The 11960-nt window shown below is 31.2% G+C and carries 9 protein-coding genes; all 9 read right to left on the bottom strand.

Going from position 1 to position 11960, the window contains the following annotated elements; all coding sequences use genetic code 11:
• Positions 1–552 precede the first annotated feature (552 nt).
• Entirely contained in the window at positions 553–1638 is a 1086-nt protein-coding gene (locus HMPREF0077_RS05355) for a hypothetical protein (RefSeq protein ID WP_004836955.1), read from the bottom strand.
• 33 nt (positions 1639–1671) lie between these two features.
• The gene (locus tag HMPREF0077_RS05350; RefSeq protein ID WP_004836954.1) at positions 1672–2778 is read right to left on the bottom strand and encodes a YaaC family protein; all 1107 of its coding nucleotides are present in this window, start codon (positions 2776–2778) and stop codon (positions 1672–1674) included.
• Positions 2779–3322: 544 nt separating this feature from the next.
• A complete protein-coding gene (locus HMPREF0077_RS05345) occupies positions 3323–4147 on the bottom strand; it encodes a hypothetical protein (RefSeq protein WP_004836953.1) in 825 nt (274 codons plus the stop codon).
• A 5-nt stretch (positions 4148–4152) separates the two neighbouring features.
• Complete coding sequence (locus tag HMPREF0077_RS05340; RefSeq protein ID WP_004836952.1) at positions 4153–4770, bottom strand: TIR domain-containing protein; 618 nt, start codon at positions 4768–4770, stop codon at positions 4153–4155.
• A 3-nt stretch (positions 4771–4773) separates the two neighbouring features.
• A complete protein-coding gene (locus HMPREF0077_RS05335) occupies positions 4774–6201 on the bottom strand; it encodes an SIR2 family protein (RefSeq protein ID WP_004836951.1) in 1428 nt (475 codons plus the stop codon).
• Positions 6202–6224: 23 nt separating this feature from the next.
• Positions 6225–7481: a type I restriction enzyme subunit R domain-containing protein gene (locus tag HMPREF0077_RS10955; protein WP_004836950.1), complete on the bottom strand. Its 1257-nt coding sequence runs from the start codon at positions 7479–7481 to the stop codon at positions 6225–6227.
• Between the two features lie 195 nt (positions 7482–7676).
• Positions 7677–9239, bottom strand: a complete 1563-nt coding sequence (locus HMPREF0077_RS10950; protein ID WP_004836949.1) for a DEAD/DEAH box helicase family protein — start codon at positions 9237–9239, stop codon at positions 7677–7679.
• Positions 9229–10503, bottom strand: a complete 1275-nt coding sequence (locus HMPREF0077_RS10365) for a restriction endonuclease subunit S (RefSeq protein WP_004836948.1) — start codon at positions 10501–10503, stop codon at positions 9229–9231. Before HMPREF0077_RS10365 ends, HMPREF0077_RS10950 begins: the two co-directional genes overlap by 11 nt.
• Entirely contained in the window at positions 10496–11950 is a 1455-nt protein-coding gene (locus HMPREF0077_RS05320; protein WP_081445723.1) for an HsdM family class I SAM-dependent methyltransferase, read from the bottom strand. The genes HMPREF0077_RS10365 and HMPREF0077_RS05320 overlap by 8 nt, the downstream gene beginning before the upstream one ends.
• Positions 11951–11960 lie beyond the last annotated feature (10 nt).

Raw genomic sequence — 11960 nt, 5'->3', positions numbered from 1 at the left:
TTTTTTGTCCAAATGTAAACCACTTGGAACTATTATTCAATTTATTCTTTTTAACAAATGTTCCCATTTTAGTCCCAGTTACAGTTTTTAATCTTCTGTAACCGTTGATTTTACAAAGCTTTTAATTTTTCAGATTAATTTGTGAGGAAAAATGGATGAAATAGACGAAGTACAAAAAAACCCGCAGTGAGGCGTACTTTAGTACGCCGCAACGAGGAATTTTTGAAACGAGTCTAGTTCGCCATTTTTACCACAAATTTACTCCCATTCTTCTTTTCCAAACGTCCGATATATCCCAAACCATTCAAAATACTAGATTCTATTTTTTCTAATACCAATAAATCCACCTAATTCTAGGACGTTTCCAAATTTTTAGTCCCGTCCCAGTCCCAGTACCGGAATTAAATTTAATTACTTATATAAAATAAGCACAAAAAAAGCACATAGCTGAAAGATTTTACTCTTCAAGCCATGTGCTTTTGTGTTATTTGATGCTTTAAGATAAGCTAAAGATTTGAATAGATTTAAGTTAGAATATCTTATATCCATTTTTCAATTTGTATTTATAATAGGCAATCCAGCTTTCAATACCTCATCAACAAGATGATGTATATGAATTAGTTCCTCATCAACAGTAACAACCGAATATTTTGCTGATTCCCCAAATTCTCCTGCAAAATTTAACGTTTGAGCTATCAGCATTCCAAATTCATGTATGTGAATACCATGAGGCAAATCACAATCTATTAGAAGAATACTACCCATATCGCTTCCTGAGAAATCAATAGTTATATCTTGAGCAAAAATCTTATAAAATTTGCTCACAATTGTTGAAACATCTTTTTCGATACTAATTATATTATCATTATTCAAAACAAACAAATCAATCCCGCAAATTGCCCTATATAGCAGACGGCAAAAAATCTTTAACGAATTCTTCAATGCTAACATCAATACCGAAAACGCAAACATCACATCAGTAATATCATCCAGTTTTGTGTGCAACTTCATCGAAAAATCTTTTATATCCTTAGAAATTTCTTCTCCAAGGCTTTGATTAATTTCTTTTTCTAATATACTAACTAACCCACGCATGGCATCAATATCAATTTTTTTGAACATTTTTATAAAATTAGCATCCATAAGAACTTTATAGACTCTACCATTCTTGAACGCTGATATTGCAGGAATTAACTCCTCATCTGAAAGTAGTGTGCTTACATTTTCTGAAACACTGACTTCTTTATATAGAAAATACGGATTCATTGAATCTGCTACTTCATTTGATTCAGAAGCAATTTCAGACAAACATAAATCAATAAATCGAGTAAGCGTTTTATGTCCTTGCTCAATCAATATTCTTTCTGCTGATGACAAATGCTCTACATTGAAAAAATTGGGGATATCTATTTTTTCAATGTTTTCATCAAGAAATATAAAACCATGAAATTCAGTATTACTATGTTTTGCCATATAAGCAAAATCATTACGGGAATCTGTAAACTTTTCACCAATTTCATTTGATTCTATAACAACTGACATGTCATAAATCATTTTTCTTATTTTTTGCGAAGCTTCATCCTTTTGAAGCTTTTTACATAACTTAAATACTTCAGTTCTAAAATTTGTTGACATCATTTTATCTCCTAAATTATTATATAGAAAGAAATTTTATCTTTTCTCTTTAAAGTCAATGTGTTGTTTCTCCAATTCATTCTGCACTTTTCTTTCAATCATCTCTTGCACCTGATGTTCACCTACTAATTTAACAGTATCAGTTGCTGTATATCTACTCGAACTATACTGTATAGTATTTTCTAAAAGATTATTAAGTACATAATTAGGAACGAGCCTTCTTGCATAGAACATAAATTTTTCAATTAAAAGTTTTTCACCAGTTATATCCTTAAGCACAAAAGGACTCCAACGTTCCGGGAAATAACGGCATAGTGAAGATAATACAAATAAACTGATGTATATATTAAGTAATGTTGGGATAGTTATCAATTTGCTATTTTTTATATGCCCTGCCTGTAAATATGGTTGTCCAGAATAGGATTGTTTACTGATATCCTCACCTGTCAATTTATGGCGAAGGACAAAATATTCTTTGCCCGTTTTGAGGTCTGTAGCAGAAGTAAAGCGCAAATATGATTTTTCAAACCCTTCAACTTTTTTCAATAGTTCAATCAAATGATCCTTGTTTTCTTCCGAAAAATATATTTTTTCAGCCTTTCCATCTGGAGTATTAAAAATATCAAGCATAATAGTACAGCCAGTTTGTACATCATAGCATTGTGTAAAGTCAGATTGTATTTCTGCAATCGAATCTAAAAACTCTCTCAAACTCCAATCACCAAATCCTGTTAAGTCAGAATTAACACCTATCGCTCTTGCAACTACATGAACTCCACCATCTATTGGACTAAGAAATCTGATTTTCGTGTCTGCAATGAAATTCATTTGATCAGGAATGAAAATCTTCATTCCATGGTTACTAATCTTATTGATACTGCCACTTAAAAGGTTAACCATTCCATAAAGAAGATTTGTTGAGCCATAATATAATAGTAATGGTGAAATTTGAAGATTATCTTCTTTAGCAGCCTTATAGTATTCATTTGCTTGTAAAAACGAACCTGCGATGCAATTTATAGTATCTTCGTCTACCTCATGCCCCTTTTTTGCTAAATATCGTTTTATATTAGCCTCATATGTAAATTGTAATAATTCTCTCCAAAGATCATTTTCGGGGTTTTCAGAAAAAATTATAGTCATAGAATCTCACCTTCCCATTTATTATACATTATCCGTAAATTTCGTAATAGTACATCATAACAAATATAATACATATCTTGTATATAAGTCCACAATAACAAAAATATTTCATTTATGCATACATGTAACTATTCTAAACAAAAGCCAATTTACCATTTATAATTTTCAACAAAAGCCTCCCACCAAAATGATGGAAGGCTTTCTAAAATATTTACCTAAATTCAACAACTCCTTTTCAGACCTGCTTTTTCTTACTTTTAGTATCAAAACAGTATCATTTAGAGAATTTTACTACATCAAAACCACTCAACTCCTGTATTTTTAAGCCTTTTATAGCAGGAACATATTTGCTTCTGTTATTCCCATTCCTTGAAATATATGTTGAAGTGACTATTTATAGAGCTTTCGCAAGTCACTTATGTGACTAAAGTGTTGATTTTCTTCCTCATTACTCCCAGTTTTAAAGAGAATAGTATCATTTTAATATCAGAGAGACCCTGTTTCTGTAGTGTCTTTCCCAGTTCTAGTTTGCAATTTTTTCCTCTTACAATAGAGTTCCGCCAGCGATGGACTTCAATGGTTTAATTCCATCCAGCTGTAAATTATCCACACCTTTATAATCCGGCCTATCATACAATTCAATATAGAACTTATTTTTCTTATTTATATCATAAATTGAATAATAGCTACCTAATTCCCAAGAACACCATGGCATAATACTTCCACTTCCTCTAATTCTTAACTCACTATTGATAGTTCTAAGATATAATAATTGGCTTGATTTATTTAACTCATTTTTAAGATGTCGTTTTAGTAAGATCCCATCTTTCATTTCTTCATTGTACAACCAATCAACATAAAGATTGATATCTTTATCATACATATAAAGAAAAAGGGCATATGTATATAACTTGTCCTCAAAAGCATGGGATAAAAAAACTTGTTTTCTATCTACATCAAGACCTTCAGAATTTATCTTAATTCCTAAATCAAATATTATTTTATTACTTTTTTCATTCAGAAAATTTATTAAGGAGTTAAAAGCATAATAGATTTTTTGAACAGCAATTTTTTCAAGAAGCTTATTAAACTCTTCACTTTCAAAATACTTGTTATCACGTAAGTTATTTATATTTTGATTTATCAAACCAATTAGCTTTTCTCCACTATCATTAACATTCAACTTTTCCTTAGTATCTGTAAAAAACAGATGCTCAACTTCCTCTAAAACAATAATATTAAAATTCAACAGATGAATTATATCTTCAACAACAGAGTTATCCACTAATATTTGTGCTAATAATTCGGTATTATCTTGCAGGAAGATTGAAGTCCATCTATATAAAGATATTCTACTCAGTTCTTGCATAGCTTCTACATTCTCTTACAAAGATTGAATTCATCTTTTCGTTCTCGTTTTTCTATTGTTTTGTCTAAATAAAAATCCATGTTATTTAGGAATGAGTCGAAAGAAACTAGCGAACAGTAGCTATCTTTTAAGCTATCATAAAGTCCCTCACATGCATTTTCTTTATAATAGCTCTTCACATTCATCATATTTTTTCTTACAAGATTATCAAAATCATTTATGCTCTTAACACATTTTTCTACTTTACATTTGTCACAGGTGTGTGTTGAGTTCGTGTAAAGTAAACTCTCCGCTTCAGATGTGTATAGAGCAATCAACCCATTCGTTCTGTTTTCACTTCTATCTTCTAGTGAATATCTAATTTCATCGTACATCCAATCATCATACTGACAAAAGAAATTCTTTTTATGGTTCACTGCGTCAGGAGTCAAAATTATAATAGTTATACTCGTTCTTTTTAGCTTATTATATAAATATTTTTGAATAGATTCATCTGACATTGAGGATCTATCCTCATTTTCGGAATAATCTATTACATCTTCGCTTTTAAATTTTTCACATAACTCATTTTTATATTTTTCTCCATCACTAAATCTAAAGGAAACAAATACATTTCTAGCCATCTGTTACCTCCTCCTACTCATAACAGCTAATTTTTCAATAATTTCTTCAACAGATGAATTAACATCCTTAAATGTCTTAAAGTTGTTTGACTTCTCTCTATTTAATTCGCTAATTTGCTTCGATGTGTTACCTGTATACTCTAGAGAAATAATGTCTAACTTATATTTTTTAGATATCTCAAACTCTTCAATCATTCCATCTGCAGTTTCCAGATTTCCGTCTTTTAATTTGTTTCCAAACATAAATAAAGCAATACCTGCAGATTGAATCATTTCATCTCGATACTGACTCCAAGTATCTTTTAAATCTTTATTCGAAACTGAATTAAGAGGAAAAGGCATTAACGTCAAATAATCACTTATTTTTTTATTATGTTTTGAATAGCAATATTCTGTAACTCCATCAATAATATAAGACCCAATACCTTTCCCATATCCACTTACAATATGATATCCTTCCTCAGCCATTCGATAAGAAAGCCGACTAATTAGTCTTTGGGCATCTTGTTCATCTAAAGGGTCATAATCATCAGCACTACCAGAAATAAAAACAGTTTTCTTTTTATATCTACTATATAAATCACTTAAAACCTCAGTGATTTCATCATATGATTCAATTAAGTATGTCTCTATTTTATATCTAGATTTTAAATCTTCAATAAATAGCTTTTGCTTTACCTGATTATATTTATACTTTTCTTCATCAAATACCTTTTTACCATCAACTTCCTTTGTAAAATCTTCTGCTAAAACTTTTTTTATTACACAATAATGTTTTCTAGTATTCCTATCAGTTAATGCATTTAATTTTCCAAGGATAAAATTAAAATTGGGGTCAGTGAAGCTAAAGCCTAAAAACAAAAAAGTATTTGTAATAAGATGTCCTTCAAGCACATCTTTAAAAAGGGCCCTTTCAGTTATCCCATATCTCTCATAATCATCTCTGGTTAAAACAGCATCATTTGGATTTTCAACATCGCCGTGCATTTTATATACAACAGCATCGTATTTTTTGCTTTGAAGATGCATGTTTTTGTCTTCTGTAATAACCAGAGGTTCTCTTGAATTTTGTCTCAATGATTTCTCAATTAATATATCGTAGTTTGTTGTCCAATAAGTGTCTATTGGTAAATATGACAATAGTCTATAATTCTCATTTAACGGAAGACTAGTCGGAAAAGTATCTCTAATAAGTTTGTTTATCTCAGGCCTACCTTCTTTGTTACAATAATATTGCGCAAGACTAACAAGGTCATGCTCCTCGTCAACATCTAAATCGAGTTTCATTGCAGGAGCTCTTAACAGGCCTTTCCAATCAAAATATCCAGCACCTTTGGATAAGCCTGCACCAATAAACACAGAAAACTCATTGATACTTATAGCTTTTTCTAACTCATCAAGTAGCTCCATTTTACTTATTCCTATCTTCATTCTTCGCCCCTTTCTACATTTAATTACACCACAGTCTTCAAACTATTATAAATATCTTCTAAGAACACTCCCATAAGCTGTTTGTTTCTCTCGCCATCATTTAAAAGAATTGAGAAAAAGTCTGAGTTTTGTTCATATCCTTCTACAAGTGCTTCTTCTACAGCATCAAAGTATGCAAATCTAAAGTCATTGATAGAGTTATTTTTTGCACTGTCTATTAATTTGCTATCTTTTAGAAGGAGATCTCTTACTTGAAGGGCAGATTTAGTAACTACATCGAAATCGAATTCTTTGTTGTATGCGAGATTTATATCATCAACAATTTTCGATAGTTTCTCCTTTACCGCCTCTTCAAATCTAACTTCATTTGGCTTAGGTGAATTGATTAGAGGATCCGATTCAATTCCACTACTGTGTTCACCAGTTTGAACTTGCTTGAAGTTTGTAGCAGTTATTTTATCTGCAATATCAAAGTCATTTCCAATCTTGCCAACCTCAATTTCTTTAATTAGATAAGAAAGGAAATTATATTTTTTGTGCAAATCAACATCTTGAAATCTAGTTGCTTGAATAAGGAAACCATAAAATCTAATAAACTTTCTAATTTCACTTCTGATTTCTAACTTAACTAGTTCTTCATTCTGATTGATTACACGTAAACTCTTATCTAAAAGTGCCCACATTTTTTCTTTATCTTTTGAGTTTCTCTTATCTTTATACAGCAGATTGTTAAACTCATCTATATCATAATAATCTAAGAAACGATATTCTGAAATTCTTTTTTCGAGTTCACGTATTGCTGATGGCGTAATTGTTTCACCCAAAATAGTTTCTATATAATATGGAGCAAAAGCCTTTTGGATATCTTCATACTCATTTCTAAAGTCGAGAACAAAAGTTTTTTTGTTATAGCCTGGATAGATTCTATTAAGTCTAGAAAGAGTCTGAACAGCATTAACCCCTTTTAGTCTTTTATCTACATACATGGCACATAATTTAGGTTGGTCAAATCCTGTCTGATATTTGTTCGCAACTAATAGCACTTGATACATTTCGCTATCAAAAGCATTAACTAGTTTATCTTCAGACATATTATTCATCACAGATTCAGTGTATTCTTTTCCATCTAATTTCACTTTACCTGAAAAAGCAACTAATGCCTGAATTCCTTTGTAATTGTTTTTGTTGATGTAATCTACGAAAGCATTTTTATACTTAACAGCTGCTTGTCTAGATGAAGTAACTACCATTGCTTTAGCCTTGCCATTCAACTCATGCATTACGTTGTATCTAAAATGCTCAACAATAATTTCTACTTTTTGGGAAATATTAGTATCGTGTAGCTCAATATACTTTACTATTTTTCTCTTAGCCGCAATCGAATCTAACTCAGGATCATTATCAACAGCTTTATTTACTTGGAAGTAAGTTTTATAAGTAACGTAATTATCTAATACATCAAGGATAAAACCTTCTTAAATTGCCTGTTTCATAGAATACAAGTCAAAAGCTGTTTTCTTACCTTCTTCATTCAATGTCCCAAATAGTTGTAAAGTTGTGTATTTCGGAGTTGCTGTAAAAGCAATCATGGATACATTATCTGGCTTACCACTTCTTTGGATTTCCTCTTCAATCTGGTCTTGTAATGATTTTTCTTCTGCATTGTCTACTTCATAAGGTTCTTGTTCTTCTGCAGCAATCGCAAAAGAAGATAAATTATATGAAACAGATTCCATTGCACTACCCGAAGTTGAAGAATGTGCTTCATCGATAATTAAAGCAAATTTCTTTTCTCTTAGATTATCTACAAGCTCCTTAATATACATAAACTTCTGAATAGTGGTAACAATAATTTTCGTGTGCCCATTAAGTGCATCTGCTAAATCTGCAGAAGAGCACTTCTCATCCATTACTTTTATTAAACCTTCTTTATGTTCAAGACTAAGCACAGCATCTTGAAGTTGCCTATCAACGACAATTCTGTCAGTAATAATACAAATCGTATCAAATATCGCTTCATTCTTTTCATTATGAAGAGATGCTAAACAATGAGCTAACCAGGATATTGTATTTGTCTTCCCACTACCTGCCGAATGTTCAATTAAGTAGTTTCTTGAAGTTTCATTTACTTCAATATCAGCAGCAAGCTTTCTAACTGCATTAAATTGATGATATCGTGGGAAAATAATAGTTTCACTAGTCTTTACTCTCCCTGTATTTTCATCTTTATTTTTGTCTTTTTTAATATAAATAATCTTATCGATAAGATATAGGATGGTATCTTTTTTAAGGATATCTTCCCACATATATGAAACATCCAAACCTTCTTCGTTATGAGGGTTACCCTTACCTGAATCTATACCTTTACCAGAACCTTTATTGAATGGTAGAAAATATGAAGAACCTCCCTTTAAATTGGTACACATATAAACTTCGTGCAAATCCATTGCAAAATTAACAATCGCACCTGACTTAAACTTAAATAGTCTTGTTTTCGGATCTCTCTCATACTTAAATTGCCTTATAGCGTCTTCATAATTTTGACCTGTTGTATTGCACTTTAGTTCAATCGTAAGAACAGCAATTCCATTTACAAAAATGACTAAATCAATTCTTTCATTTGCTTTGTGGTTAACTTCTTCCATAACAGATAAAATATTCTTATGGTATTTTTCAATCGCTTCCTTATTGAATGAATTAGCAGGTTTTCTATACATCAAGTTAAGCTTTACACCTGAATCAAACTCAATACCATGTTTCAGGACATCTAGAACCCCCCTATAAGATTTGTTGATCTCATTATTTAGATAATTCACTATCGTTTCTTGAGTTTTATCTTTATATAACTTTTTGAGTTGCTCTAATTCATCTTTTTGAGTATCTTCGAAGAAAGAAAAAAGAACACCAATATCCATTGCATATCCAGGGTGATATTCAGTACTTGGTCTAACAATGTAATTATTTTTTTGATTGAGGTACTTGAGAATTAATTTTTGAAAATCTTCTTTTTCTCTAAGTAGTCCACTTTTAATCGCCATTGCCAAAACCTCCTACTCTTTTCTTACCTGTTACGTATTCGTAAACTAAACTATTTTTATAATCAATTAATTTTGTTATTTGTTGCTCTTTGGTCTCAATCACATGGTTAATCTTACTTACTTCAGTATCCAAGAAATTTGCTATCTCTATTTGAATTTTTTTTAGTGGATATGGAACCTTTATATCTCCTAGTTTTTCACGAGTTAACTGTGCCATGGCGGTTTGATCACCAATTACATTCGCAGAGTTAATACAATACGAAAAATACCTAACGTCATCTCTATCTTTAGGTTCTCCAACTAATAGTCTTACCACTGGATAAAATTTAAAATTTCTAGGAACCGCTACCCCAACTAGCCCTCTACCCGTTACAGTGATTGTATCTCCTTCAAAACGAAATTTACTAGTATAACCTATGACTCCATCATGCTCTAGTGAATTTGAAAGAATGGGATATTTTTGTATTTCATTTTCAGCTTCAGCATAATCAGAGTAGTCTATATCCCCTCCTGCATAAATATAAAATAAATGCTTTAATCTCTTTATAGACCAATTAGCTGGGATTTTGCCAATCCAGTCTATACTCGTATCCTTGTATTCAACATTTTTTTCTAATCCTTTTGTAATAGTTTCAGATACTAACGATTTAATATACTCTTTTAGTATTTTTATTTGTTTTTCAATCTTTGAAATTTTAAGATTTATACTTCCTACATTAGAATCCAAAAAGTTGATTATGACCTCTTGCTCATCCTTATCAGGAATGGAGAAAGTAAAGTTATTAAAGTCTTTTTCATATAAATGGAGAATAGTGCTATTACCAGAACTCGTATAGTTAAACCAAGTCCAAAAAACATCAGATTGTAATACATAAAAAAGAAATTTAGCTAAATATCCTTCTTTAAGGTCGATTTTTAAAACTCCACTGTTAAGTGATGCTAAACCTTCTAAGTTTTCAACAATCGCAACCTTACCTACTGTACCATCTTTCGTTATTAACAAATCGCCATTCTTAATTTGGATCTTTTTTGCTTCTTCCCATCTACTATGATCTATATGGACACAAGTATCCCAATCGATTCTACCGTCTTTAAAATCAGTTCCAGTAATTAAAAATGGTCCCTCATCTATATATTCATTGGAGGTCAGTCCTTGCCAACCAATTCTTCCATTTAATTCCCCAATATATTTTATCTTTTTTACTTTCCAATCATTTGGCATTGTGCCTATCCAGTTTATGCCACTATCTTTCAAATTACTCATCAGATGACCTCCTATGCATGAGATCAATTAATGAGCTTGATAGCTCTTTTTCTATACTAATAAATTCTTCAAGTAATTTCTCAGATTCTTCCAATTCCTTATATTCATAAAAGTATTTTGTAAACGGAATCTCTGCACCTAACTTTTCTTTACTATTCTTCTTATTTTCGTCATAGTCATAGAAATAGATAGCATCTGGAACATGAGGGAAAACTTCTTTATTGAAGTATTCTTCTACATTTTGAGATAATTTAATAATCTCCGTGTCTCTTGTCGTTGTATCTAGCTCTATAGTACCTTTTCTATTTTTTTGAATAACCGCATTTTTATCAATCTCAGTTAATTCGAAAAGAATATTATTTAATCTACTTGCAGAATGTCCATCTACATCCTTCAACATGTTTTTCAATAAGTCTTGAAATTCTGATAAATCATCATAATGTTTATCTGAAGCATTTTCTTTCAAAGTATCAATAACGTCATCAGTGTATTTTTTACCTTTAAGATACTTTTGATACTTCTTTTCATCCTCAGGATTTCTTGGATTCATTTCTTGAAGCTCTTCAAAATCAGCTTGATTAAAAATATGAGAATTTGAAGTAAATAATACACTATCTTCTAGCTTCTTTATGTTTTCTAAGGATAAGCTTCCAGATCTTTGTAATGGTTCATAAACAGCATATTCTTTATATAAAAACTCTTCATTTGGGAATATTTTGGAGTACTCATTTTCCTCAAATGCAGAATATAACTTCACAATATTTTTTCTACTCTCCAGGTCAATTTCTCTTCGCTTTTTTCCCAAAGACTTTCTTAATGGCTTAAACATATCAACAGCATTAATCAGCTGAATTTTACCTTGTCTATCTTTTCTTTTATTCTTGGAAATAATAAAAGCATATATTGCAATATCAGTGTTATAAAACAATTGCCCTGGTAAGCCGATAATTGCTTCAATATAATCATTTTCAATTAGCCACCTTCTTGTCTGACTTTCTCCACTTGTAGTTCCTCCAGAGAACAAGGACGATCCGTTAGAAATTATTGCTGCCCTTCCATCGGGTGTGAGCTTATTTACTGCATGTTGCATAAAAAGAAGTTGAGCATCTGTAGTTGCTGGTAAGCCTGCCCCAAACCTACCATTGAAACCCTTTTTATGTTCTTCTCTGACTTTCTTTTCTTGTCCAGAAGGGGCATCCTTTCCTCCCCAAGGAGTTCCAAAAGGGGGATTCATAATCACTAGACGTATTTTTTGATTTTCAAAACAATCTGTCGTTAAAGTATTAGCTTCAGGGTCTCCACCACGTATATTTCTAATATCTTGACCTTTGATAAGCATGTCCGCAGCACAAATAGCATGTGAAGATTCTAGAATTTCTTGACCAAAGAGTCTTACATCAACACCTGAATTTCTTCTTTTAAGCATGTCGTAGGTGGTTGAGAGCATGCCCCCACTA

Source organism: Anaerococcus tetradius ATCC 35098 (assembly GCF_000159095.1).
Lineage (GTDB): Bacteria > Bacillota > Clostridia > Tissierellales > Peptoniphilaceae > Anaerococcus > Anaerococcus tetradius.
This window is presented reverse-complemented; position numbering and strand designations above follow the sequence as displayed.